This window comes from Roseateles sp. P2_H4 (assembly GCF_056403315.1).
In genome coordinates this window covers 1-23,635 of record NZ_JBFUFR010000019.1, presented here as the reverse complement: position 1 = coordinate 23,635, position 23,635 = coordinate 1, and the positions used below count along the sequence as shown (strand labels likewise).

The window sequence follows — 23,635 nt, the reverse complement described above, 5'->3', positions numbered from 1 at the left end:
GATGAAGGCTTGGCTGTTGTTGTTGATGCCTCTGCTGTTGCTGTGCGCCCCGGCGCTGGCACAGGACCTGAACGTCGGCCGCAGCCTCGCGGCCACCTGCGCCAACTGCCATGGCAGCAACGGCCGGCCGCGCGGCAAGGTCATGCCGCCGCTGGCCGGCATGAAGGCCGAGGTGATGCTGGAGCTGCTGGCTGACTACCGCGACGGACGCCAGGCCGGCACCGTCATGCCGCAGATCGTCAAGGGCTATACCGAAGCGCAACTGCGCCTCGTGGCCGCCTACTTTGCCGCGCAGGCCAAGCCATGATCGCGCGGCGCCAACTGATCACGGCGGGCGGCCTCGCGCTGGCCGGCTGCGCGACGTCCAGGCCCAGCGCGGCCCGCGTCGTCGTCGTGGGCGGCGGCTTTGGCGGCGCGACGGCGGCCCGCTACCTGAAGCTCTGGGGCGGCCCGGCCGTCGATGTGACGCTGGTGGAGCGCAACGAGGGCTTCATCTCCTGCCCGATGTCCAACCTCGTCATCGCCGGCGCGCGCGACCCGGTCAGCATCGCCCATGGCTATGGCTCGCTGGAGGCGCAGGGCGTGAAGCGCCTGCGCGGCGAGGTCGTCGGCATCGACCCGGCCGCGAAGACGCTCAGCCTGGCCGATCGCAGCACGCTGGCCTGGGACCGGCTGGTGCTCGCTCCCGGCATCGACTTCATGCTCGACGGCGTGCCCGGCCTCGCCGCCGCGCTGGACAGCGGCCGTGCCGTGCATGCCTGGAAGGCCGGCGCGCAGACGCTGGCCCTGCGCCGCCAGCTGGAGGCCCTGCCCGAGGGCGGCGTCGTGCTGATGAGCATCCCCAAGGCGCCCTACCGCTGCCCGCCCGGGCCCTATGAGCGGGCCTGCCTGATCGCGTCCTGGCTGCGGCGCGCCAAGCCCCGCGCCAAGCTGCTGCTGCTGGACGCCAACCCCGAGGTGCAGAGCAAGAAGGCCTTGTTCGAGCGCGCCTTCGCCCAGCATCACGCCGGTGTGCTGGAGTACCGGCCGAATGCCGAACTCAAGGAGGTGTTGGCCGACGGTACGGCGCGCTTCGAGTTCGAGGACGTGAAGGCCGACGTGCTCAACCTCATTCCGCCCCAGCGCGCCGGTGGCCTGGCGCGCGACTTCGCCAACGTGAACGGTCGCTGGGTCGGCATCGATTGGCTGACGATGCAGGCGCAGGCGGCGCCTGGCGTGCATGTCGTCGGCGACGCCATCTTCTCGCCGTCGGGCATGCCCAAGTCCGGCCACCTCGCCAACCAGCAGGCCAAGCTCGCCGTGGCGGCGGTGCTGCAACTGCTCAAGGGCGAGTCGGTGAACCCGGCGCCGGTCGTGATGAACACCTGCTACAGCTTCGTCACGCCACAGGACGCCATGCACGTGGCCTCCATCCACCAGTACGACGCGGTGGAGAAGACGATGAAGCCGGTGCCGGGTGCCGGCGGCGTGTCGGCGGCGGCCAGCGCCGCCGAGGGCGCAACGGCACTGGCCTGGGCCGAGAACATCTGGGCCGACACGCTGGCGCTCAGTTAGGGCCCGTTGCCGTAGTGCGAACAGGCCCTAGGGCAACAGCCCGCCGAGGCTGCCCAGCGTCATTGGACCGGCGCCGCGCCGGGCGACCAGGGCGGCCCAGGCGCTGCGCACCGCCGGGGCTTCGTCGCCGGCCGCGGCATGGCGCGCCTCCAGCCACTGGCTGACGAAGTCGAGGTTGTGGCCGGCGGCGAGCCCCGCCGGTCGGGCGGCACGCGCCTGCGCCAGCATCTGGGCGGCACCGGCAGAGCCCTGCAGCACGGCGGTCAGGGCCACGTCGAGATGGGCGGCCCAGATCTGCACGGCGCCGATGTCGGGCGTGGCTTTGAGCTGCGCCAGGCGCGGCACCAGCAGGTCGGCGCTGCGGGCCAACTCGCCACGGGCGCGCGCCAGCCGGCCCTCGACCCTGGCCAACCGGTTGCCGGGGCTGGCCAGGGCAGCGGAGACCGGCAGCTCGTGCAGGCGCCGCTGGGCCTCGACGGCCAAGGGCRTGTCGCCGGCAGCCAGGGCGGCGTCGATCAGCCCCAGCAGGCTGCGGCCGCGCCGGTTGCTGGCGGGCAGGGCGCCGGCCTCGGCCACCAGGGCCTGCATGGCTGCCAGGTCGGGCCGGCCCAGGCGGGCCCGTGCGCCCTGCAGCTCGACGCGGTAGAGCAGCAGCGACTCGGCATCCAGGCCATCGGCGCCGGCCTCGGCCAGCAGCCGCTCGCGGGTGCGCAGTTCGTCGGCGTGGCGGCCCTGCAGCTGCTGGGTCAGGGCCACGCTGCTGAAGGTCTGCAGCGTCAGGTCGTTGCCTGGGCCGAGCACGCGGCGGATGTCGGCCAGCAGCGGCTCGGTGCGCTCGGCGATGCCATCGAACTCGGCCGTCTCGCCCATCAGCACGATCTCGGCGCGGCGCAGCACCAGCAGCAGCAGGGACAGCCGCGGGTTGGGGCTGGCCCACATCGGCTGCGTCTGGCGCACCACGGCCAGCGCCTCGCCGATGCGCCCCTGGCGCTGGCGCAGCACGCTGAGGTTCTGCAGCAGGTCGGCGCGCTCCAGCTCGTCGCCGGGGTGGAGCTTGTCGGTCAGCACGCGCACCCGCTCCAGCGCGCGGTCGGCCTCGGCCAGGCGCCGGCTGTGCATGTAGTCGGCCGCGAGGCTGAACAGCTGCAGCCGCACTTCCTCGCTGTCGGGGCCGAAATGACGCGCGAGGGGCGCGGCGATGGGCTCCAGCAGCGCAATGGCCTCGTCGTCGTTGCCCATGATCTGGTGCACCTGGCCGAGGCTGAGCCGGGCCTGCAGCACCGCGGCGTCGTCTTCGCCATGCTGCTGGCGTGCCAGCGCCAGCCATTGCTCGCCGAGGGGCAGGGCATGGTCGAAGCGGTTCAGCGCCATATAGGTGCGTGACAGCACTTCCAGCAGCTGCTGGTGCGTGGCGGGGTCGTCGGCGAACTGGTCGAGCCGGCCGCGGCTGCCGTCCAGCAGCTCCAGCACGCTGGGCGTGCGGTCCCGGTCCGGGCGGCTGCCGTCGGCGAGCAGCTGGGTGACGAAGCGCGTGACGCTGTCGCTGCGCCGGCGTGCGGTCTCGGCCTCGCGCCACTGCCAGCGGCTGGTGGCGATGCCGGCCGTCAGGCTGACCAGCAGCAGCGCGCTGAGGCCGGCCAGCAGCGCATGGCGGCGCAGCAGCAGGCTGCTGCGGTGGCGCCAGCCCCGGTTGCGGCGTGCGGCGACCGGGCGCAGCGCCTGCCAGCGGCGCAGGTCCTCGATGAAGGCGTGCACGCTCACATAGCGCTCGGCCGGTGACTTCTGCAGGGCCTTGGCGGCGATGGCCTCCAGGTCGCCGCGGGCGCGGCGCGCGTCGCGCGGGCGGCCAGGCCCGGCCGTGTCTTCGGGGCCGGCCAGCAGCGCCGCGAAACGATGCGGCGGCTGGTGCAGCACGGCATGCTCCATGGCCGCGCGGCTGTCGGCGCGCGCGCCGAAAGGCAGGCAGCCGGTCAGCAGCTCGAAGAGCATGACCCCCAGCGCAAAGACGTCGACGGCGGTGCCGGTGGCATCGGCCTCGATGAACTCGGGCGCTGCATAGGCAGGGGTCAGGCCGGCGCGGGTCTCGCCCGCATCCTGGCCGGGCGAGGCCGCCAGACCGAAGTCCAGCAGCTTGGGCACGCCCGCGGCGGTGACCATCACGTTGGCGGGCTTGAGGTCGCGGTGGACGACGAGGCGGGCGTGGGCATATTCCACCGCCTCGGCCACGCGCAGCAGCAGGGCGACGCGGTCGGCCACGGTAGGCAGTGCGGCGCGCGCATGCTCGGCCAGCGGCAGGCCCTCGACGAGCTCGAGCACGAGAAAGGCATGCGGGGCCTGCACGCCGGCGTCCAGCAGGGCGGCAATGCCCGTGTGCGTGAGCAGGCCCAGCGCCGCACGTTCACGCATGAAGCGCCGCGCGACAGCCGGCGTGGCGCTGTCGCCGTGCAGCAGCTTGATGGCGGCATAGGCCTGGTAGAGGCCGTCGTTGCGCTCGGCTTCCCAGACTTCGCCGAGGCCGCCGCTGCCGATGCGGCGCGACAGCACCCAGGCGCCCAGCCTGAGGCCGGCCAGCGCCGCGGCGTCGCCTGCTTCAGCCTGCATGGCGCCCGGTCGGGCTTACCAGCTGCCGGTGTTGGGCATGGAGGCCCAGGGCTCGGCGGGCGCCAGCGACGGGCCGTGCTGCAGCAGTTCGACCGAGACGCCGTCGGGCGAGCGCACGAAGGCCATGCGGCCGTCACGGGGCGGGCGGTTGATGGTCACGCCATGGTCGGCCAGCTTCTGGCAGGCGGCGTAGATGTCGTCCACCGCATAGGCCAGGTGGCCGAAGTTGCGGCCGCCGGTGTAGCCCTTCTCGTCCCAGTTGTAGGTCAGCTCGACCTGGGCCGAGTCGTCACCGGGCGCGGCCAGGAAGACGAGGGTGAAGCGCCCCGCCTCATGCTCGCTACGGCGCAGCTCGCGCAGGCCGAGGGCGTCGCAGTAGAACTTCAGCGAGGCGTCGAGGTCACTGACGCGGACCATGGTGTGCAGGTATTTCATGCAGCGATTGTGATGCGGGCTCCGGCCTGCCGCGCGGGATGTGCGGGAGGTGCGGGCTTGTGCTGAACCCTCTGCCGCGATGAGCTTGGCCGTGCGAACCCAGCGTCAGGGTCGGTAGAAAAAGGGGATGGCGCACAGCAGGGCGCCCACGCCGACCAGGGCCCAGACGTTGGAGAAGAAGTAGGGAAACACCATCAGTGCCAGGCCGCAGGCCAGCGGCACCCAGGCGCCTTGCTTCTTGCCATACATGAAGTAGCCGGCGCCGATGGCGCCGAACAAGACTCCCCAGAGGATGGTGGCTGTGTCCATCGGTCGCCAGGCCCGGGGCCGGTGCCTTTTTTTGCCATTGCGGCGGTGCCGGCAGTGTCGCCCGAGAACTCGGTGGCCCAGCCACTTCGTCGGTGCCACCAGCGCATGGTGGCGCGGTACGCAGTCCTCAGGTGGCGGATGCCCTCTCCTCGGCGTGGGCCTTCATCGCCTGCAGGCCGGCTTCGATCATGCCCGCGACGGCCGGCGCCAGTGCGTGGGGCAGCAGGTCGGCGATCCAGACCACACGGCAACGCGCGCCGCCCTCGTCAAAGATCTGCGTCGAGGCGTTGTGGTGGGTCAAGCGCCCGCCGACGGCCGACCAGGCGATGCGGCGGGCGGAGTCATCGATGTCGATGATGAGTTCGCGCGCCGTCATGCCGTTGGCGAAACGGAGCTGGCGCGCCTCGTCGCCGTCCATGGTGCATTCGGTGATGAAGCCGGGCGCCAGGCGGGTGTGCAGGGCGCCGGCGTCGCGCATCGCGTCCCAGAGGGTGGCGGCGGGCGTGTCGACGAGGATTTCGCGGTGGATCGAGGCCATGGCCATCTCCTGAAGTGATGAGCCATCTTGACCGCGCGACCGGCATGGCGCCGGCCGCATTCGGACATCTCCAACCGTCGCCGTGGCGTGAGCAGGCCCTAGTAGTCCAGCCACTCCATCGGGGCGACGAGCTTGTCGCCGCGGATGCGCTCCAGCGTGCCCGTCAGCACATCGATGTTGTTGTCGAAGCTGCCGTGGCCGGCGTCGATCTGGTCACCGGCCTTGGTGATGCGGACCTTGGGCGCCGTGATGCGGTTCAGCAGCGCGCCGGCCGGCCAGAGCTTGAGCCAGGCGGCGACGTCCGCGTTCGGCGAGCCCGTCCACTGGTCGTCGTTCCATGCGGGGTCGGGCTTCATCAGCGCGCGTTCCATGCCGAGCAGCGGCTGCTTGCGGACGTCGTCCAGCGCGCGCGACACGAGGTAGAGCAGGGACTTGCCGTAGATGTCGCGCCGGGCGTCGGGCAGGCCATCGCAGCGCTCGTTGGCATCGGTCAGCACGTGCAGGCGCAGCGTGTCCAGCGACAGCACGCCGGCTTCCTGGGCCGCGCCGTAGTGCTGCACGGCAAAGCCGCTGGAGCAGGCGGCCGCGTAGAGCTCGCAGCTGCTGGCCTGCACGGCGTTGGCACCGCCCAGGCGGCTGAGCAGGTGGCCGATGAGGATGGAGCCGGCCGAGTGGCCGGCGAGGTGCAGCTCCAGCGTCTTGCCGCTCTTGGCCAGGCCATCGCGCAGTTCGCGCAGCATGCGGGCGGCCAGGTCGAGCACATGGTCGGCCGTGGCGCCGCCCTCGGCGTTCTCGCGCATCTCGCTCCAGATGCCGCGCGCGAACTGGCGGCCGACGGCTTCGATGGCACGGTCCTTGGCCTCGCCGGCGCTCTCGCGCATGCGGTCCAGCCAGCCGGCGCTGGCGTCGGCCGAGTCGACGACGCGGTGCTTGAGGTCTTCGAGCATGTCCTTCAGCGTCTCGCCGGGGCCGGTCTTCCATGTGAAGAACAGCGGGTAGATGCCGTTGGCGAGGAAATAGGGCGCCAGCACGCGGATGCGCTGGATGGCGCCGACCTCGGAGTTCAGCCCGCCGTGGGCGTAGATGGCGAGCTTGACGGTCTTGCCCTTGCTCGCCTTGAACCAGGCGGCGGGGCGCTCGACGATGATTTCTCTAGCCAGGCCCTCGCGGTCGTGGCGGGCGCGGGTGAAGTCGGTCGCCATCAGTTGGCCGTCGTTGCCCGAGACCAGGGTGTGGGTATAGGCCTCGTCGGTGCGCAGCGGCTGGTAGGGCTTGTGGGCGAAGACATGGTCGATGGGCCAGGGGTCGTCGCGCGGGTTGTCCTCGTCGCGCAGCGTGGGGCCGACGTCCGCCAGGCCGCGGCCGGCCATGGTGCGAAAGCCCCCCGCGGCCGCGCGGCCGGCCTTGGCGCTTTTGCTGCTTTTGCCGGCCGGGGCCGGCGTGGGCTTGATGTCCGACAGGTCCTGCGGCACGCCCAGTGCGACGGCCCAGGCATCGGTGCCGTTGGTGATCCAGTCCTCGTAGCTCAGGATGGCGAAGCCGCTGGCGCCCCATTCCGTGCCCCAGCTGTTCTGCACGACGAAGCCGCGTTCGTTGAAGCCCACCAGTGCAAAGGCATGGCCGCCGGTCTTCTGGGCCATGCGCTGGATGCGTGGCAGCTGGGCATGGCTGGACGGCGCGGCCGTCACGTCGACGGTCCAGCCGTCGTGCACGTCGGCCGACACGTAGATGGCGCCGATCTCGTAGATGGCGGCCTGCATGTCGACGATGCTTCTCTTGTCGACGCGGTAGTAGACGCCCAGCGGCCGCCGCGTCGCGTCTTCGTCCCAGCCGGCGGCAGGGCGCTCGAAAACGCCGTTGCCGCGCTTGTCGATGGGGTAGGGCCAGTGCTGGAGGGAGCACACGCCGTGCTTGTGCCAGCCCTTCAGCGCGCCGCGGCAGGACGAACCCTCGTAGTCCTGGCCGGGCCATTCGTCGTAGAGGCGGGCCAGCTCGTAGAACATGCGCGGGCTGACCGGCTCGGGCAGGCGGGCACGCGGCGTGTCGAGATGGCGCAGCCAGTAGAGGTAGTTGGTCACGCAGGCCAGGCCGAAGCCGGTGCAGGCGCCCTCGTTGCCCTGGTTGAGGATGCGGCCGGCCTTCACATAGGCGGGCAGCAGGCGCTTCAGGTCGGCGTCCAGCGGCCAGCGCGCCGGCAGGGAGCGCAGCGGCGAGCGGTAGACCAGGTCGCGCAGGTCCAGGCGGTCGGGGCGGGCGTCCAGTTTGGGTGTGGGCGCGGCGGCGGCGGTGGCCTTCTTGGCAGTGGCGGGCTTGCGGGGCTTGGTGGCCATGGCGGGTCTCCTCGAGAGGAGGGCGATCATGGCTGCGGGTCATCTCGGCCACAAGCCCACGTGCGAGACTGGGGGCCTGCTCACCCTCAGGGGAACGGATGCGTTGCCACTCAAAAACCCGCGAGCAAGGCGCGAAGTCGAAGCTGGGGTCGTCCCCAGCGAGGCTTCGCAACGCCGCGCGCGGGCTTTTGAGTGACAACCCTTCGGGAGAGGGGCTGCGCGGGCGCATGGCGTTGTTGGGCGCCTTGCCCGGGCGGCCAGCCCGGGCTTCAGCGCCACGCCTAGCCCTGCACCCGCGCAGACCCTCTCGCATCGCTCCCCTGAGGGCGAGCAGGCCCCCCCATGTTTAAGGTCTGCATCGTCGGCCTCGGGGCCATTGGCGGCTGGATGGCCGCGCATCTGCAACGCGTGGATGGCGTGGCCGTCAGCGCACTGGCGCGTGGCGACACGCTGGCGGCCGTGCGCGAGCACGGCCTGCGTCTGGACAGCGGCGAGGACAGCTGGCGCGCGCCGTTGCGTGTCAGCGACGACGCGGCCGAGCTCGGCCTGCAGGATCTCGTCATCCTCGCCGTCAAGGGCCCGGCCATCGCCGGCGTGGCGGCGCAGGTCGCCCGGCTCTGCGGGCCCGACACGCGCGTGCTGACGGCGTTGAACGGCCTGCCCTGGTGGTTCACGGCCGGCCTGCCGGTGCAGGGGCTGATGCTGCAGAGCGTGGACCCGGACGGCCGCATCGCCGCGCTGATTCCGCCCGAGCGCGTCGTTGGCTGCGTCGTCCATGCGAGCTGCTTCACCGAGGCGCCGGGGCATGTCCGCCATGTGATGGGCAACGGCCTGTTGATCGGCGAGGCCGTGGGCGGCGCGAGTGCGGCGGTCGATGCGCTGGCAACGCTGCTCGGCAATGCCGGTTTCGAGGCCAAGGCCGCGGAGAGCATCCAGCGTGACGCCTGGTACAAGCTGTGGGGCAATATGACCACCAACCCGGTCTCGGCGCTGACGCGCGCGACGACCGATCGCATCCTCGACGACGACCTCGTGCGCGATTTCACGACGGCCATCATGGGCGAGGCGGCCGAAGTGGGTGAGCGCATGGGCTGCCCGATCTCCCAGACACCGCAGGACCGGCACGCGATCACGCGCTCGCTCGGCGCCTTCAAGACCTCCATGCTGCAGGACATCGAGGCCGGGCGGGCCATCGAAACCGACGCCCTGCTGGCCGCACCGCGCGAGCTCGCGCAGCAACTGGGGGTGGCGACGCCGATGCTGGATGCCTTGCTGGGGTTGACGAGGCTGATGGACCGGTGCCGCGGCGCGTCGGCCGCCTGAGTCTCGCGGCCTGTCAGTAGGGCAACTGGCCCGCGTGGCGCTTCCAGTGTCGCGCCACGTCGCCTTTGCGCATGGCCTCGGCGAAGGCGGCGTCCAGGCGCGGTAGCAACTCAGCCGCCGCGCTGCCGCGTGCGGCCACCACATGGAAGGCCGGCGGGGGCACGTCCGCCAACGGCGCGTGAGCCAGCCCCGGCGTGGCCAGATGGTTGACCTTGCCGAGTTCCCACTGCTCGATGACTTCGAGTTCTTCGACAAAGTAGTCGCAGCGGCCGAGCAGCAGTTTTTCGATCAGCTGCTGGTAGTTGCGCGCGCCTTGGTCGAGGTCTTTCGGTCCCAACCCGTAGTGGGCATAGGTCGAGCCGTTCTTGCCGCAGCCGCGCCAGCGCTTCAGCCCGGCGCGGTCGGCAATGTTCAGCGGCTGCGCAGCGCGGAAGAAGACCTGGGGCGTGAAGGTCTTGTAGGGCTTGGAGAAGGCCAGCGTCTTGCTGCGCTCGTCGTCGTAGTAGGCGGCGAGCGCGAAATCGATCTCGCCGGAAGCGACCGCGCGCAGGCAGCGCTTGAAGGGCAGGTCGATGAGCTGGAGTTCGACGCCGAGCCTGGCAAACAGCGGCGGCCAGAGATCGACGAGGAAGCCGCTCATCTGCTGCGGTTGGCCCGGCGTGCGGTACAGCCAGGGCGGCCCGATGCCGGGTTCGCCGCAGGCAGTGAAGGGCCTGGCCTGGGCGTCTGCCGCGGTGGCGACCGTTGCCGCCAGGCCCAGAAGGCAGGCCAAAAAGCACATCCAAGAGCGGCGAATCATCTACCTTCGAGTCTACGCGTACCGCTGCGCGCGCAGGGCCTCGCCGAGGCCCCAGGTTCCTGGACGTGTGCCGCCTATCCCAGCGGCGCGATGCCCAGCCACGCCGCATGGGCCCAGAACGCGAAGAAGGCCCACAGCGCGAAGCCGACGGCGATGGTGGCCAGCGTGCCCACCACGGTGCCGGGCGCTGCCGCCGGCGCCGGTCGCCGCCGCGCTGCGCGGAAGACGAGGATGGACCAGACCAGGAAGCTGCCGAACAGCATCACATCGGCCAGCGTGTTGTTGGCCAGCAGGTGGGCGAAGGCCCAGACCTTGACCGACAGCGTCATGGGGTGCTGCAGCTTGGCCTTGAAGTGGTTGCGCGGCACATAGGCCGCGGCCATCAGGATCATCGCGATCAACATCAGCGCGGCTGCAGCGTGGTTCATGCCGCGGATCGGCGCCCACAGCACGACGGGTTGCAGCCGCGCCTGCGAGAAGCCCCACAGGATCAGGCCGAAGCCGACCAGGGACACGAGGGTGTAAAGGCCCTTCCAGCCCTTCTCGCTGATGCGGGCCATCTGCGCCTCGCGCCATCGCGGCGCCAGCGCGCGGGTCAGGTGGATGCCGAGGAAGAGGGCAAGGCCGAGGGCAAGCCAGGTCATCGAAGGTCTCCAGTTCAGGTCTGTCTGTCGACTCGAAGCGCCAGCACCACCGAGCTGTTGGTGCGCAGCACGCCGTCGATCTCGCCGATCTCGTCGAGCAGGGCGTCGAGCCGGGCCGTAGTGTCGGCGCGCAGCAGCGCCATGTAGTCGAACTCACCACTGACGGAGGCGAGCTGGCGCAACTCGGGCAGTTCTGCTAGCCGCTTGACCACCTCGCGTCCGGCCTTGGGGCTGACGGTGATGCCGACGAAGGCCTGCACGCTGCGCCCCGCTTCGTCGCCGCCCAGCCGCGCCGTGTAGCCCACGATGCGGCCGCTGGCCTCCAGCCGGGCAAGCCGCGCGACGACGGTGGTGCGCGCGACGCCCAGCTTGCGCGCGAGGGTGGCCGTGCTCTCCCGCGCATTGGCCTGCAACAGCAGGATCAGGCGGCGGTCGAGGTCGTCCGTCGAGGTTATCGGGTTTACCCGCAATTCATCCATAACGACGAATCATCGCGACGAATCGTCGAAACAACAATTGCTTTCGTCGGAGTGATGCTTTCTTTCGTCAGCGACCCTGCCTAGAGTGCGGCCCAGTTCAATCCCTCGACACGGAGCACCCCATGAAGATCGCCCTGCTCGGCGCCGGCCACATCGGCCAGACCATCGCCCGCCTGCTGCACGCCACCGGCGACTACCAGGTGACCGTGCTGGACAAGAACCCCGGCTATCTGAAGGTGCTGGCTGCCGAGGGCATCGCCACCGCCGAGGTCGACAGCGACAACCGCGCCGCGCTGGCCGCACAGTTGCGTGGCAAGGATGCCGTCGTCAACGCGCTGCCCTACCACCTGGCCATCACCGCCGCCGAACTGGCGCTGGAGTGCGGCTGCCACTACTTCGATCTGACCGAGGACGTGGCCGCCACCAAGGCCATCATGAAGATGGCCGAGGGCGCCAAGACCGCCTTCATGCCGCAGTGCGGCCTGGCGCCGGGCTTCATCGGCATCGTGGCCCACCATCTGGCCAGCGGCTTTGACTCGGTGCGCGACGTGCAGATGCGTGTCGGCGCCCTGCCGGCCTTCCCGACCAATGCGCTGAAGTACAACCTGACCTGGTCGGTCGACGGCCTCATCAACGAGTACTGCCACCCCTGCGAGGCCGTGCACGAGGGCGAGACCATCTCTGCGCTGCCGCTGGAAGGCCTGGAGCACTTCAGCCTGGACGGCACCGAGTACGAGGCCTTCAACACCTCCGGCGGCCTGGGCACGCTGTGCGAGACCTGGGCGGGCAAGGTGCGCAACCTGGACTACAAGACCGTGCGCTACCCCGGCCACCGCGACCTGATGCAGTTCCTGCTGGGCGACCTGGGCCTGAAGGGCGACCAGAACCTGCTGAAGGACATCATGCGCAAGAGCATGCCCGCCACCATGCAGGACGTCGTGCTCGTCTTCGTGACCGTGTCGGGCCAGAAGAACGGTGTGCTGCTGCAGGAAGTCTTTGCCCGCAAGATCTTCGCGACGCGTGACGGTGCCCAGCCCTTGAGCGCCATCCAGATCACGACCGCCGCCGGCATCTGCGCCGCCGTCGACCTGTTCCGCGAAGGCAAGCTGCCGCAGAAGGGCTTTGTCCGCCAGGAAGAAGTCAGCCTGCCTGACTTCCTTGCCAACCGCTTCGGCTCGGCGTATCAACAAAGCCGTCAAGTCGAGTCCATTTCCTGATCGGGACAATGCGGACCATGAAGCAACAAACCCTTTCCGTCCTCGACGCCCTCGGCGTCCATCTGCCCAGTTCGGGCGACCTGACCGTGCGCTCGCCCATCGACGGCAGCGTGCTGGCCCAACTGTCCACCGCCAGCGCGGCCGACATGAAGGCGGCCGTCGGCCGTGCGGCCGAGGCCTTCAAGGCCTGGCGTGTCGTGCCGGCGCCCAAGCGCGGCGAGCTGATTCGCCTGTTCGGCGAAGAGCTGCGCGCCCACAAGGCGCAACTGGCCCAGCTGGTTTCCATCGAAGCCGGCAAGGTGACCAGCGAAGGCCTGGGCGAAGTCCAGGAAATGATCGACATCTGCGAATTCGCTGTCGGTCTGTCGCGCCAGCTGCACGGCCTGACCATCGCCAGCGAGCGCCCCGGCCATCGCATGATGGAACAGTGGCTGCCGCTGGGTGTCGTCGGCATCATCTCGGCCTTCAATTTCCCGGTGGCCGTGTGGGCCTGGAACTCGGCCCTGGCGCTGGTGGCCGGCGACACCTGCGTGTGGAAGCCGTCCGAAAAGACGCCGCTGACCGCGCTGGCCACGCAGGCCCTGTTCGAGCGCGCACTGAAGGCTTACCGCGCCGCGGGCAACACCGCGCCTGACGGCCTGTCCGAGCTGATCATCGGCCGTGCCGATGCCGGTGAAGCGATGGTCGACGATGCCCGCGTGGCCCTCGTCTCCGCCACCGGCTCCACCCGCATGGGTCGCGCCGTCGGTCCGCGCGTGGCGGCCCGCTTCGGCCGCTCGCTGCTGGAGCTGGGTGGCAACAACGCCATCATCGTGACGCCCAGCGCCGACCTGGAACTGGCCGTGCGCGGCATCCTGTTCGGCGCCTATGGCACGGCCGGCCAGCGCTGCACGACGACGCGCCGCGTCATCGCTCACGAGAGTATCCACGACGCCCTCGTCGAGCGCCTGGACCGCGCCCGCGCCCAGCTGCCCATCGGTTCGCCGGTGGAGCAGGGCACGCTGATCGGTCCGCTGATCGACGCGCAATCCTTCGACGCGATGCAGTTCGCGCTGAGCGCCGCGCGCGAGCAGGGCGGGCAGGTCAGTGGCGGTGAACGTGCCTTGGCCGATCGCTTCCCCGAGGCCTATTACGTCGTGCCGGCCCTGGTGCGCATGCCGTCGCAGACCGAGGTGGTGTGCCACGAGACCTTCGCGCCTATCCTGTACACGCTGAAGTACAAGACGCTGGAAGAAGCCATCGMGCTGCAGAACGGCGTGCCGCAAGGCCTGTCGAGCGCGATCTTCACGACCGACATCCGCGAGGCCGAGCGCTTCATGAGCGCATCGGGCAGCGACTGCGGCATTGCCAACGTCAACATCGGCACGTCCGGTGCGGAAATTGGCGGTGCCTTCGGTGGTGAAAAGGAAACCGGTGGCGGCCGCGAGAGCGGGTCGGATGCCTGGAAGGCCTATATGCGCCGCACCACGAACACCGTGAATTACTCGAGTGAATTGCCGCTTGCTCAGGGAGTGAAGTTCGACATCTGAGTCGACTTCGTCGGGGAGGGCTGAGAACTAGGCTATAGTCCGGCCTCCCTGAAAGCCCAGGTGGCGGAATTGGTAGACGCACTAGTTTCAGGTACTAGCGGGTAACTCCGTGGAGGTTCGAGTCCTCTCCTGGGCACCAAACGAAGAAGGCCAGCACGCAAGTGCTGGCCTTCGCCGTTTGGGGACCAGGAAGCGATGTCCAGTGGACATCGCGTGAGGACTCGAAGGGCTTGAAGCTGCGCTTCAAGCCGGGGTCGCGGAACGTGACCGAGTCCCCGCTGAATGGCCCTCGATGGGCCGTTCAGCGCGTCGGGGCGGAAAACCACCGCTGCTCAAATTCCGCAGCGGAAACCCCCTTCCCAAACCACCACCCCTGCCCCCAATCACACCCCATCGCTTTCAAAGCGAGCATCTGCGCCTCGGTCTCCACCCCTTCGGCAACGACCTCCATGCCCAGCTCATGCGCCATCGTCACGATGGCCCGGCACAGCGCCAGCGCCTTGCCGCTGCTCTCGATCCCGGCCACGAAGCTGCGATCGATCTTGACGGTGTCGATGTCGTGGTGCTGCAGATAGCTCAGTGACGAGTAGCCCGTGCCGAAGTCGTCCAGCGAGATGGCCAACCCCGCCTCGCGCAGCGCGCGCAGCCGTTCGGCCACGGCCTCGTCGCGTTCCAGCAGCAGGCCTTCGGTGATCTCGACGGCCAGCGCGTCGCCCGCCAGGCCCAGGTCGTGCAGATGCATGACCCAGTCCGGCTGTACGCGGTGGCTGCGCTCGCCGAGGAACTGCACCGGTGACTTGTTGACGCTGATCTGGAAGCCCTCGCGCCCGGCCGTCCGCCAGGCCAGCACCTGGGCGGCGGCCTCGCGGAAGACCCAGTCGCCGATGTCGACGATGAAGCCGCTGGTCTCGGCAATCGGGATGAACTGGGCCGGGCTGACCTCGCCCAGCTGCGGGTGAGTCCAGCGCAGCAAGGCCTCGGCCTTGCGCGGCGGCGCGGCCGGGTCCTGCAGCGACAGGATGGGCTGGTAGACCAGGCTGAACTGCGCCCTCCGCAGTGCTTCACGCAGTTCGGCGGCGAGGCGGGTGCGGCGCTGCGCGGCCTCGTGCAGGGCCGGCGTGAACATCGCCATGCGATTGCGGCCCGCACCCTTGGCCTCGTACAACGCCAGGTCGGCATGCTTGAACAGCGCCTCGATCTCGACGCCATCGCGCGGCGCCAGGCTCACGCCGATGCTGGCCGACACATAGACCCGCTCGCCAACGACCTCGAAGGCCTCGGACAGGGCCTGCAGCAGATGATGGCCGACGCGCTCGGCCGCCGGTGCCGCCCTGTCCGTTGCGAGCAGCACCGTGAATTCATCGCCCCCCATGCGCGCGACCACGCCACCGGTGGGCATGTGCTGCTGCAGCCGCCCCGCCACCTGCACCAGCAGCGCGTCGCCGACGTCATGGCCCAGCGAGTCGTTGACTTCCTTGAAGTGATCGAGGTCGACGAACATGACGGCGAGTTCGTCGCCGCGCATCGCCCGCAGGGCCAGCGCGCGCTCGATGCGCTCGCGCAGAGAACGGCGGTTGGGCAGGCCGGTCAGCGTGTCGACGCGCGCCTGTTGCCAGACCAGCGCCTCCTGGCGCTTGCGGTCGGTGATGTCGGTGTGCGTGCCGACCATGCGCAGCGGCTTGCCCGCCGCATCCCGCGCGATGACCATGCCGCGGCTCAGGATCCATTTCCAGCTGCCGTCCTTGGCCAGCACGCGGTGCTCGTTGCGGTACAGCGCCGTGCGGCCGGCGAAATGGTCTTCGCGGTCCTTGTCCATCTGCGCCAGGTCGTCGGGATGCGTGCGTGCATCGAAGGCCTCGGGCGTCGCGTCCACATCACCGGGCTCGAAGCCGTACAGGCGCAGATAGCGGTCGGAGAAATATTCTGTGCCCACCTGCACATGCCAGTCCCAGACGCCGTCGCCGCTGCATTCCAGCGCCAGCTTCCAGACCTCGTCGGACTCGCGCAGCCGCGTCTCGACGGCGCGCCGCGAGTTGATGTCGGTGTGCGTGCCCAGCCACAGAGGCGAGTCCGGCAGGCGCTGGGCCTGGGCCAGCACCCAGTTCGTGCCGAGGCGGTACTCCATCTCGAAGCGGCCACTGCGCTGCGCCGCGGCCCAGCGCTCGGTGAAGGGGGCGCGGTCGTCCGCGTGCAGGCATTGGGTCAGGGGCGCCGGCAGGGCGGGGCGGTTCAGCGCTTCGGCCAGGCGGGCGTTCATCCACAGCAGGCGACCCTGGGCGTCGGCCTTCCACACCTGCTGGGGCAGAGCGTCGAGCAAAGAGGAAAAATGCACGTGGGCGGACATCGACGATGGATACGGGACTCTGCCGAGACTGTATGCCTCGCGCGATAAGCCACAATCGCGCCCGCCCGAGTCGTTCGGGCGCGTTTTTGGACGAGACCCCCCGCATGAACAAGACCGATCTGATCGAACACCTGGCCGCCAAGCACGAGCTGAGCAAGGCTGAAGCCGGCCGCGTCCTCGAGACCCTGCTGGACGCCATCGTCACCACCGTCAAAAAGGGTGGTGCGGTGTCGATCCCGGGCTTCGGCTCCTTCAAGCAGCACGCACGTGCCGCCCGCAACGGCGTGAACCCCAGCACCGGCGCCAAGATCAAGATCGCCGCCGCCAAGCTGCCCAAGTTCACCGCTGGTGCCGGCTTCAAGGCTGCCGTGGATCCCAAGGCTGCTGCCAAGAAGGCCGCTGCCAAGCCCGCCGCCAAGCCGGCCGCCAAGGCCAAGAAGAAGTAATTCTTCGTGCCCATGAGTCCGCGCGGCACCAGCCCCACCATCGTCGACGTCGCCCGCGAGGCGGGCGTCTCGATCAAGACGGTGTCGCGCGTGCTCAACCATGAACCCGGCGTGCATGAAACCACCCGGGATCAGGTGCTCAAGGTGGTGGAGGCGCTGCGCTACCGACCCAAGCAGTCGGCGCGCAGCCTCGCAGGCGGACGGTCCTTYCTGATCGGCCTGCTCTATTACGACCCCAGCGCGATCTTCGTCGGCAGCGTGCAGCAAGGTGCCACGCTGCGATGCCGCGAGCTGGGATATCACCTCGTTGTCGAGTCACTTCACAACGATGCGCCCGACCTGCGCCAGCAGATCGACCGCATGGTGATGGCGCTGCGGCCCGACGGCATGATCCTGACGCCGCCGCTGTGCGACAACCCCGAGGTGCTGGCCGCGCTGCGCGAGAACGGCACGCCCTGCGTGCTGATGTCGCCCGAGCGCGACCTGCGCGGCGTCCCTTCGGTGCGCATGGACGATGTCCACGCGGCCGAGGAAATCACCAATCTGCTGCTCAGCCTGGGCCATCAGCGCATCGCCTTCATCAAGGGGCCGCCCGACCAGTCGGCCAGTGCGGCGCGCTACCAGGGCTTCGTCAACGCGCTGCGCGCGCATGGCCTGGAACCCGACCCCGAACTGCTGCAGCCCGGCGCCTTCACGTTCGAGAGTGGCCGCGAGGCCGCCCACCAGCTGCTGAGCCGCCGCCAGCGCCCGACCGCCGTGTTCGCCAGCAACGACGACATGGCCCTGGGCGTGCTTGCCGCGGCCCAGCGCCTGGGTCTGGCCGTGCCCAACGAGTTGTCGGTGGCCGGTTTCGACGATTCGCCGACGGCGGCGCTGGTCTGGCCGCCGCTGACCACGGTGCGCCAGCCGGTGGCCGAGATGGCGCGCATGGCGGTGGAAATGTTGGTCACGGGCCCGCGGGCTGGCGGTGTGGCCGCCTCCACTGATGAGGTCGACCTGCACAAGGTGCTGCCGCACGAACTCGTCGTGCGGGACTCCACGCGCGCCCGCTGAGCCCGCGCGCCTCCCCGACCTTCCGCGTTGTTCCGCCGCCTGAAGCGGCAAGCGGTATCGCTATCAGCGCGTATTGACAGCGTTGTCATCGTTCGGGCAAGATTGCCGCCGTGCAGCCAGGACTGCGGCCGCGGCCGCCACGTTGCTGCCCATGAAAACGAGTGGGTTGCCAGTGGCAAGCGCAGCTCGAACAACACAGGAGACACCATGAAACGCTGCCCCTGCCCGGCGGGCTCGCCCGGCCCGGCGCCCTGACCCGACCCGTTCGTCGCGGTACTGGTGCCAGTGCCGCTTTTCCCCCGTCTTCCCGCCTCATCGCCCGTCAGCCAGCCCGCCACGGCTCCGCCACCATGCCTCTTTCCAATCTCGATCGCATCGACCCTGCCGCCCTGGCCCAGTCCTTCCCGCCCGGTTTCCTCTGGGGTGTCGCCACCAGCGCGGCGCAGATCGAGGGCGCGGCCTTCGAGGACGGCAAGGCCGCGTCCATCTGGGACCATTTCTGCCGCCAACCCGGCCGCATCAAGGACGCCTCCAACATCGACGTCGCCTGCGACCACTACCACCGCTTCCGCGACGACGTCGCCTTGATGAAGGGCCTGGGCCTGGACTGCTACCGCTTCAGCTTCAGCTGGCCGCGCGTGCAGCCGCTGGGCGAGGGCGCCTGGAACGAAGCCGGCTTCGCCTTCTATGACCGCCTCATCGATGCGCTGCTGGAGGCCGGCATCCAGCCCCACGGCACGCTCTACCACTGGGACCTGCCGCAGGCCCTGGACGAGAGCATCGGCGGCTGGCTGTCGCGCGGCGTCGTCGGCCGTTTCGCCGACTACGGTGCCGAAATCGCGCGCCGCTTCGGCGACCGCCTGGCCAGCATCGCGACGCACAACGAGCCCTGGTGCACGGCAACGCTGGGCTACGAGACCGCCCAGTTCGCCCCGGGTCGTACCAGCCGCGCCGAGAGTCTGCAGGTGGCCCACCACTTGATGCTGTCCCATGGTGAGGCGATCGCCGCGATGCGCGCCGTCACCAAGACCCGGCTGGGCATCGTCCTCAACCACACGCCGTCCTTCCCGGCCACGCCGAATGAGGCGGACCGCCGCGCCGCGCGCATCGACGACGGCTTGAACGTGCGCTGGTATATGGACCCGATCTTCCGCGGCGCCTACCCGGCCGATGCTTTCGAGTACGTCGGCGCCGACGCTCCGCTGGTCGAGGCCGGCGACCTGGAGCGCATCCGCCAGCCGCTGGATTTCCTCGGCATCAACTTCTACACGCGCAGCCTCTTCGGCGCCGACGGCAAGACCGTGCCGGGCCCGGGCAAGCGCGGCTTCACCGACATGGGCTGGGAGATCGTGCCCGAGGTCTTCGCCCAGCACCTGGTGCGCCTGGCCCGCGAGTACAACCCGCCGCCGATGTTCATCACCGAGAACGGCATGGCCAATGCCGACCGCGTCGTCGACGGCCCCAAGCCGCATGTGCCCGATGCCGAGCGCATCGCCTATCTGTCCGCCCATCTGCAGGCCCTGGCCACCGCCATGAGCCTGGGCGCCGATGTGCGCGGTTATTTCTACTGGAGCCTGCTGGACAACTTCGAGTGGAATTCCGGCTACGACAAGCGCTTCGGCCTCGTCCATGTCAACTATGCGAGCCAGCAGCGCCTGCTCAAGGACAGTGCCCACTGGTATCGCGACTTCATCGCCCAGCACCACAAGCACCGCTGAAGCGGAGCGGCCGGCGAAGCTTCACGCAGGCCTTCCGGTATGCATTCCTCCGCGTTTGCCCCGACTAAGCGGCGGGAAATCGGTCACGTTCAGGCGCTAAGCTCCGACTTGCGCCTTGCCCGGGATTTTTCCCAGGCAGCAGCAGGCGCGACCGGCCGATTTGACGTATAGCAGGAGACCGGTTCGAGCACTGCGGCAAGTTTGCCGGAGCTCGGGCCGAGTCGAGGGTGCCCGGCGCACGGGCTTTGAGCGAATGCAGGATAGAACCAGCGATCCACTGATCGATGTCAGCCAGTTGACGGTCGGGATGTTCATTCATCTGGATCTCGGCTGGATGTCGCATCCCTTTCCGTTGTCCAGCTTCAAGATCGCGTCCAGCGACCAGCTGCTGATCCTGCGCCGCCTTGGCCTGACCCAGGTGCGCTGGAGCCCGGCCAAGAGCGACCTGTCGCTGCAGTCGCCCGAGGGCGCCGTGGTTGCCGCGGGCGCCGATGCTGCCGACGGGTCCGAAACCTCTGTCCCAACCCAGCCCAGCCCCGAAGACCTGGCCCGTGAAGCCCATCGCCGCGCGCTGGCCGCCCAGCGCGAAGCGCTGCGCCTGTGCGAGGAGCAGTACGGCGAAGCCGCCGATGGTTTTCGCGGTGTCATGGACACGGTCCAGGCCGACCCCCATGCCGCCCGCACCCAGGCCGAGGCCCTGACCGCCGCCTTGCTGGACAAGATGCTGGTCGAGGGTGATCTGAACATGCGGCTGCTCAACGAAGCCGCCGGTGACCGCAGCACGGCGCATGCGCTGAACGTCTGCATCATTGCCCTGCTGCTCGGCCGCGCCTTTGGCCTCGGCCGTGACGAGATGATGGATCTGGGCGTCGGCTCGCTGCTGCATGACGTCGGCAAGCTCGAGGTCGCGGCGCGCCTGCGCCACCGCGACGAGAGCTTCACGGCCGCCGAAACCCAGGCCTACCAGCAGCACGTCGTCAAGGGCGTGGCCATTGCCCAGACCATGGGCCTGGCGCCCGGCCCGCTGCTCATCGTCGCCCAGCACCACGAGCACGCCGATGGCAGCGGCTTCCCGCAGCGCATCAACATGGACCGCATGAGCACCGGCGCGCGCATCGTCGCCCTGGTCAACCGCTTCGACGGCCTGTGCAACCCGCTGATCACGTCCAAGGCGATGACGCCCCATGAGGCGCTGTCGCTGATGTTCGCGCAGGGCCGCAACCGTTTCGACGCGACCATGCTGAACGCCTTCATCCGCATGATGGGCGTCTACCCGCCGGGCTCCACCGTGCAGCTGACCGACGACCGCTACGCGCTGGTCGTGTCCGTCAATTCGGCGCGCCCGCTGAAGCCGCGCGTCATGGTCCATGACATCAAGGTCGCCAAGGAAGAGGCGCTGATCCTCAACCTGGAAGAGATGCCCGACCTCGGCATCCGCCGCAGCCTCAAGCCCCAGTTCCTGCCGCGGGCTTCGCTGGACTACCTCAGCCCCCGGGCACGCATCGCCTACTTCTTTGACGCCGCGAGTACGGGACCAGGGGAGTTGGCCGCGTGAACGCCGGCCGCGAGGCGAACCCGGCCTTGCCCCGCGTMGTTGAGGCGCCGTCCGTGATGAGCGCCATGCTGGAGGGCCTGCCCGAGCCGGCCTGGCTGGTGGATGGCGAAAGCCTGACGGTCAATGCCGTCAACCGCGCGGCGCTGCGCCTGCTCGGCCTCAAGCCGGAACGCGCGCTCGGCCAGCCACCGGCGGCCCTGTGCGGGTCGCTGGAAGACGAAGCCTTCTGGCAGGGCGCCGCGCGCGACCCCTTCGCCCGCATCCGCTCCGACACGGTGCTGACGCACAGCGACGGCCAGCCGCGCTGGGTCAGCCGCAGCATCAGCCCCGTCCACACGCCCGAGGGTGGCCGCTACTGGCTGGTGCTGCTGCACGACCAGACGCGCCGCCGCCGCGCCGAAGCCGAGCGCGAGACGCTGCTGGCCGAACTGCGTGCCACGCTGGAATCCACCGCCGACGGCATCCTCGTCGTCGACCTGGGCGGCCGCGTGCGCAGCTTCAACCGCCGCTTCGCCAAGCTCTGGGGCCTGCCCGGCGGCCTGCTGCACGAACCCGGCGACGCCGGCCTGTGGCTGAGCCTGCAGCGCGTCATGCGCGACGGCGAGCAGTACCGGCTGCGCATCGAGGCCCTGCTGGACGCGCCGCTGATGCGCTCCAGCGACATGCTGCGCCTGGCCGACGGCCGCGTGCTGGAGCAGGTCTCGCTGCCGCAGATGAGCCGCGGCGAGCCCATCGGGCGGGTCTTTTCATTCCGCGACCTCAGCGAGAAGCTGGCCGCCCACCAGCGCATCGAGGAACTCGGCCGCTCCGACGCGCTGACCGGTGCGCCCAACCGCCGCGCGCTCGCCGACCGCATCGTGCAGCAGATGGCGGCCGTCGAGACCGGCGAGCCGGCGCCTGCCTTCGCGTTGCTGCACCTGGACCTGGATCGTTTCAAGCAGATCAACGACACCCTGGGCCACAGCTATGGCGACCGCGTGCTGCGCGACGTCGTCGAGCGCCTGCGCGGCGCGGTGGGTGCCAATGACACCCTGGCCCGCCTGGGTGGCGACGAATTCGCGCTGCTCATCGACGGCGCCAACATGTTGGAGGCCGAGGCTGCCGCCCGCCACGTGCAGCAACTGCTGGCCCAGCCCTTCAGTTTCGAYACGTTGAGCTTCACCGTCACCGCCAGTTGCGGCATCGCGCTCTATCCCAGCGATGGCAGCTCGCCCGACGAATTGATGGCCAGCGCCGAGCGCGCCATGCACTGGGTCAAGGAGAGTGGCCGCGCGGGTTTCCGTTTCCATGTGCCGCGCAAGGAAGTCGACCTGCTGTCGCGCATGCGCCTGGACCATGACATGCGCCAGGCCCTGGCCGAAGGGCGCTTTCGCCTGCACTACCAGCCGCAGGTCGAACTGGGCAGCGACCGCGTCATCGGCGCCGAGGCGCTGATCCGCTGGCGCGACCCGCAGCGCGGCGACATCTCGCCCGCCGAATTCATTCCGCTGGCCGAGGAGAGCGGCTTCGTCGTCGCCATCGGCGAATGGGTGCTGCGCGAGGCGGTCGGCCAGGCCGCCCATTGGCTGGGCCGCGGCCTGCGCATGCCCGTCGCCGTCAACGTGTCGGCGCTGCAGTTCCAGCAGGCCCATTTCGTCGAGACCGTGGCCGAGGCCCTGCGCGAAGCCATGCTGCCGGCCAGCCTGCTCGAGCTGGAACTCACCGAGGGCGTGCTGCTGGGGGATGCCGAGGAGGCCCTGAAGCGCATGCGCTCGCTGGCGGCGCTGGGCGTGACGCTGTCCATCGACGACTTCGGCACCGGGTATTCGTCGCTGGGCTATCTGAAGCGCTTCCCCATCCAGCGCCTGAAGATCGACCGCAGCTTCGTGCAGGGCCTGCCCAACGATGCCAGCGACGTCGGCATCGCCAACGCCATCGTGCAGATGGGCCGGGCCCTGGGCCTGCAGGTCATCGCCGAAGGCGTCGAAACCGAGGCGCAGCGCGACTTCCTGGCCCAGGCGGGCTGCCACGAATTCCAGGGCTATCTGTTCGCCAGGCCACTGCCGCCGGATGAATTCGAGCGCCGCGTGCGCCCGCGCCGCCACGTCGTCGACACGCCGGTGTCCGGCTGGCTAGGGCTCGCCAGCGGCTGAGGCGGTACCCCTCGCCCAGTCCCGCCCTGCTGAACGCGGGCGTGCCTGGTCGGTCTTGCAGACCGCGCAGCTGCAGTGCCGCTGCTCCTCGGCAGGCACGTCGCGCCCACTGGGCCGGCCTCAGCCCCCGAGGGGACGGCGATGCTTGCGGCATCGAGCCGCAAGCACATCGCCTGACGGACCGGCTAGGGAGCGGCCCGGCGCTCGGCCTGCATACGTACACGCGCACAATGCCGCCATGCTCTACCGCTTCAAATCCAAGGCTGGCGCCGACGTCATCATGATGGCCGACTCGGCCGATGCCGTGCTGCGCCTGATGGGGCGTGAACCCGCCCCGCAAGGCATCCTCGAGCAGGCGGCGCTGCCGGGCCTGATCCAGGCGCTGGAAGCCGGCGTGGCGGCCGACGAGGCGCAGTTCCAGCGCGGCGTCGACGAGGCCAAGGCCGCCGGCGAGGCCGTGCCGCGCCGCCAGGGGGTGTCGCTGCGCCAGCGCGCCTGGCCGCTGCACGAACTGATGCAGCGCAGCCTGAAAGAGGGCGCCGACGTCGTCTGGGGCGTCTAGTGCTCGAACAAGTCACCCGACTCGTCCTGGTCCGCCACGGCGAGACCGCCTGGAACCGTGCCGCGCG

Annotated in this window: 20 protein-coding genes and 1 tRNA gene; 12 read left to right on the top strand and 9 right to left on the bottom strand. The window is 69.7% G+C overall.

Annotated elements, in window-relative coordinates; translation table 11 throughout:
- Position 1: 1 nt before the first annotated feature.
- Both AC1DW3_RS15465 and AC1DW3_RS15460 read left to right on the top strand, forming a co-directional pair.
- Complete coding sequence (locus tag AC1DW3_RS15465) at positions 2-307, top strand: c-type cytochrome (protein ID WP_477932414.1); 306 nt, start codon at positions 2-4, stop codon at positions 305-307.
- A complete protein-coding gene (locus tag AC1DW3_RS15460) occupies positions 304-1,554 on the top strand; it encodes an FCSD flavin-binding domain-containing protein (RefSeq protein ID WP_477932412.1) in 1,251 nt (416 codons plus the stop codon). Before AC1DW3_RS15465 ends, AC1DW3_RS15460 begins: the two co-directional genes overlap by 4 nt.
- Positions 1,555-1,581: 27 nt before the next feature.
- Here AC1DW3_RS15460 and AC1DW3_RS15455 read toward each other — a convergent pair whose 3' ends face one another.
- The 5 genes from AC1DW3_RS15455 to AC1DW3_RS15435 form a co-directional block, all read right to left on the bottom strand.
- Positions 1,582-4,155, bottom strand: coding sequence for a protein kinase domain-containing protein (locus tag AC1DW3_RS15455; RefSeq protein WP_477932410.1), 2,574 nt, complete (start codon positions 4,153-4,155; stop codon positions 1,582-1,584).
- A gap of 15 nt (positions 4,156-4,170) precedes the next feature.
- Positions 4,171-4,590 (bottom strand): VOC family protein, encoded by a 420-nt coding sequence (locus AC1DW3_RS15450; RefSeq protein ID WP_477932408.1) that lies wholly within the window; start codon positions 4,588-4,590, stop codon positions 4,171-4,173.
- A 105-nt stretch (positions 4,591-4,695) separates the two neighbouring features.
- Entirely contained in the window at positions 4,696-4,899 is a 204-nt protein-coding gene (locus AC1DW3_RS15445) for a hypothetical protein (protein WP_477932406.1), read from the bottom strand.
- 127 nt (positions 4,900-5,026) lie between these two features.
- Entirely contained in the window at positions 5,027-5,437 is a 411-nt protein-coding gene (locus tag AC1DW3_RS15440; protein ID WP_477932404.1) for an SRPBCC family protein, read from the bottom strand.
- A gap of 98 nt (positions 5,438-5,535) precedes the next feature.
- Positions 5,536-7,767, bottom strand: coding sequence for a C1 family peptidase (locus AC1DW3_RS15435; RefSeq protein ID WP_477932402.1), 2,232 nt, complete (start codon positions 7,765-7,767; stop codon positions 5,536-5,538).
- Between the two features lie 342 nt (positions 7,768-8,109).
- On the opposite strand from AC1DW3_RS15435, the gene AC1DW3_RS15430 reads away from it, so the two are divergent.
- A complete protein-coding gene (locus tag AC1DW3_RS15430) occupies positions 8,110-9,090 on the top strand; it encodes a 2-dehydropantoate 2-reductase (protein WP_477932400.1) in 981 nt (326 codons plus the stop codon).
- A 13-nt stretch (positions 9,091-9,103) separates the two neighbouring features.
- On the opposite strand, the gene AC1DW3_RS15425 is transcribed toward AC1DW3_RS15430, so the two are convergent.
- From AC1DW3_RS15425 to AC1DW3_RS15415, 3 genes are all read right to left on the bottom strand, one after another.
- Positions 9,104-9,862 carry a substrate-binding periplasmic protein gene (locus AC1DW3_RS15425; RefSeq protein WP_477932398.1) on the bottom strand — a complete coding sequence of 253 codons (759 nt, stop codon included), beginning with the start codon at positions 9,860-9,862 and terminating at the stop codon, positions 9,104-9,106.
- Positions 9,863-9,963: 101 nt separating this feature from the next.
- Entirely contained in the window at positions 9,964-10,533 is a 570-nt protein-coding gene (locus AC1DW3_RS15420; RefSeq protein WP_477932396.1) for an NnrU family protein, read from the bottom strand.
- 14 nt (positions 10,534-10,547) lie between these two features.
- Positions 10,548-11,012 (bottom strand): Lrp/AsnC family transcriptional regulator, encoded by a 465-nt coding sequence (locus AC1DW3_RS15415; RefSeq protein WP_477932394.1) that lies wholly within the window; start codon positions 11,010-11,012, stop codon positions 10,548-10,550.
- Between the two features lie 122 nt (positions 11,013-11,134).
- On the opposite strand from AC1DW3_RS15415, the gene AC1DW3_RS15410 reads away from it, so the two are divergent.
- The 3 genes from AC1DW3_RS15410 (at position 11,135) to AC1DW3_RS15400 (ending at position 13,897) form a co-directional block, all read left to right on the top strand.
- A complete protein-coding gene (locus AC1DW3_RS15410) occupies positions 11,135-12,229 on the top strand; it encodes a saccharopine dehydrogenase family protein (protein ID WP_477932392.1) in 1,095 nt (364 codons plus the stop codon).
- An 8-nt stretch (positions 12,230-12,237) separates the two neighbouring features.
- The gene (gene amaB, locus AC1DW3_RS15405) at positions 12,238-13,758 is read left to right on the top strand and encodes an L-piperidine-6-carboxylate dehydrogenase (protein WP_477932390.1); all 1,521 of its coding nucleotides are present in this window, start codon (positions 12,238-12,240) and stop codon (positions 13,756-13,758) included.
- Between the two features lie 54 nt (positions 13,759-13,812).
- Positions 13,813-13,897, top strand: a tRNA-Leu gene (locus tag AC1DW3_RS15400).
- 162 nt (positions 13,898-14,059) lie between these two features.
- Here the strand turns inward: AC1DW3_RS15400 and AC1DW3_RS15395 are convergent.
- Positions 14,060-16,075 (bottom strand): putative bifunctional diguanylate cyclase/phosphodiesterase, encoded by a 2,016-nt coding sequence (locus AC1DW3_RS15395; protein WP_477932388.1) that lies wholly within the window; start codon positions 16,073-16,075, stop codon positions 14,060-14,062.
- A gap of 131 nt (positions 16,076-16,206) precedes the next feature.
- On the opposite strand from AC1DW3_RS15395, the gene AC1DW3_RS15390 reads away from it, so the two are divergent.
- From AC1DW3_RS15390 to AC1DW3_RS15365, 6 genes are all read left to right on the top strand, one after another.
- Complete coding sequence (locus tag AC1DW3_RS15390; RefSeq protein ID WP_056194383.1) at positions 16,207-16,548, top strand: HU family DNA-binding protein; 342 nt, start codon at positions 16,207-16,209, stop codon at positions 16,546-16,548.
- A gap of 12 nt (positions 16,549-16,560) precedes the next feature.
- Positions 16,561-17,601, top strand: a complete 1,041-nt coding sequence (locus tag AC1DW3_RS15385; RefSeq protein WP_477932386.1) for a LacI family DNA-binding transcriptional regulator — start codon at positions 16,561-16,563, stop codon at positions 17,599-17,601.
- 350 nt (positions 17,602-17,951) lie between these two features.
- The gene (locus AC1DW3_RS15380) at positions 17,952-19,319 is read left to right on the top strand and encodes a GH1 family beta-glucosidase (protein WP_477932384.1); all 1,368 of its coding nucleotides are present in this window, start codon (positions 17,952-17,954) and stop codon (positions 19,317-19,319) included.
- A gap of 253 nt (positions 19,320-19,572) precedes the next feature.
- Entirely contained in the window at positions 19,573-20,874 is a 1,302-nt protein-coding gene (locus tag AC1DW3_RS15375) for an HD-GYP domain-containing protein (RefSeq protein ID WP_477932382.1), read from the top strand.
- A 56-nt stretch (positions 20,875-20,930) separates the two neighbouring features.
- Positions 20,931-23,006 carry a putative bifunctional diguanylate cyclase/phosphodiesterase gene (locus AC1DW3_RS15370; RefSeq protein ID WP_477932380.1) on the top strand — a complete coding sequence of 692 codons (2,076 nt, stop codon included), beginning with the start codon at positions 20,931-20,933 and terminating at the stop codon, positions 23,004-23,006.
- Between the two features lie 238 nt (positions 23,007-23,244).
- Positions 23,245-23,568, top strand: coding sequence for a DUF1840 domain-containing protein (locus AC1DW3_RS15365; RefSeq protein ID WP_477932379.1), 324 nt, complete (start codon positions 23,245-23,247; stop codon positions 23,566-23,568).
- Positions 23,569-23,635: the final 67 nt, after the last annotated feature.

What these genes read in the sequence shown, in the direction of transcription:
- AC1DW3_RS15465 (WP_477932414.1), top strand. Translation starts at nt 2, where the DNA reads ATGAAGGCTTGGCTGTTGTTGTTGATGCCTCTGCTGTTGCTGTGCGCC.
- AC1DW3_RS15460 (WP_477932412.1), top strand. Translation starts at nt 304, where the DNA reads ATGATCGCGCGGCGCCAACTGATCACGGCGGGCGGCCTCGCGCTGGCC.
- AC1DW3_RS15450 (WP_477932408.1), bottom strand. Translation starts at nt 4,590, where the DNA reads ATGAAATACCTGCACACCATGGTCCGCGTCAGTGACCTCGACGCCTCG.
- AC1DW3_RS15445 (WP_477932406.1), bottom strand. Translation starts at nt 4,899, where the DNA reads ATGGACACAGCCACCATCCTCTGGGGAGTCTTGTTCGGCGCCATCGGC.
- AC1DW3_RS15440 (WP_477932404.1), bottom strand. Translation starts at nt 5,437, where the DNA reads ATGGCCTCGATCCACCGCGAAATCCTCGTCGACACGCCCGCCGCCACC.
- AC1DW3_RS15435 (WP_477932402.1), bottom strand. Translation starts at nt 7,767, where the DNA reads ATGGCCACCAAGCCCCGCAAGCCCGCCACTGCCAAGAAGGCCACCGCC.
- AC1DW3_RS15430 (WP_477932400.1), top strand. Translation starts at nt 8,110, where the DNA reads ATGTTTAAGGTCTGCATCGTCGGCCTCGGGGCCATTGGCGGCTGGATG.
- AC1DW3_RS15420 (WP_477932396.1), bottom strand. Translation starts at nt 10,533, where the DNA reads ATGACCTGGCTTGCCCTCGGCCTTGCCCTCTTCCTCGGCATCCACCTG.
- AC1DW3_RS15415 (WP_477932394.1), bottom strand. Translation starts at nt 11,012, where the DNA reads ATGGATGAATTGCGGGTAAACCCGATAACCTCGACGGACGACCTCGAC.
- AC1DW3_RS15410 (WP_477932392.1), top strand. Translation starts at nt 11,135, where the DNA reads ATGAAGATCGCCCTGCTCGGCGCCGGCCACATCGGCCAGACCATCGCC.
- AC1DW3_RS15390 (WP_056194383.1), top strand. Translation starts at nt 16,207, where the DNA reads ATGAACAAGACCGATCTGATCGAACACCTGGCCGCCAAGCACGAGCTG.
- AC1DW3_RS15380 (WP_477932384.1), top strand. Translation starts at nt 17,952, where the DNA reads ATGCCTCTTTCCAATCTCGATCGCATCGACCCTGCCGCCCTGGCCCAG.
- AC1DW3_RS15375 (WP_477932382.1), top strand. Translation starts at nt 19,573, where the DNA reads ATGCAGGATAGAACCAGCGATCCACTGATCGATGTCAGCCAGTTGACG.
- AC1DW3_RS15365 (WP_477932379.1), top strand. Translation starts at nt 23,245, where the DNA reads ATGCTCTACCGCTTCAAATCCAAGGCTGGCGCCGACGTCATCATGATG.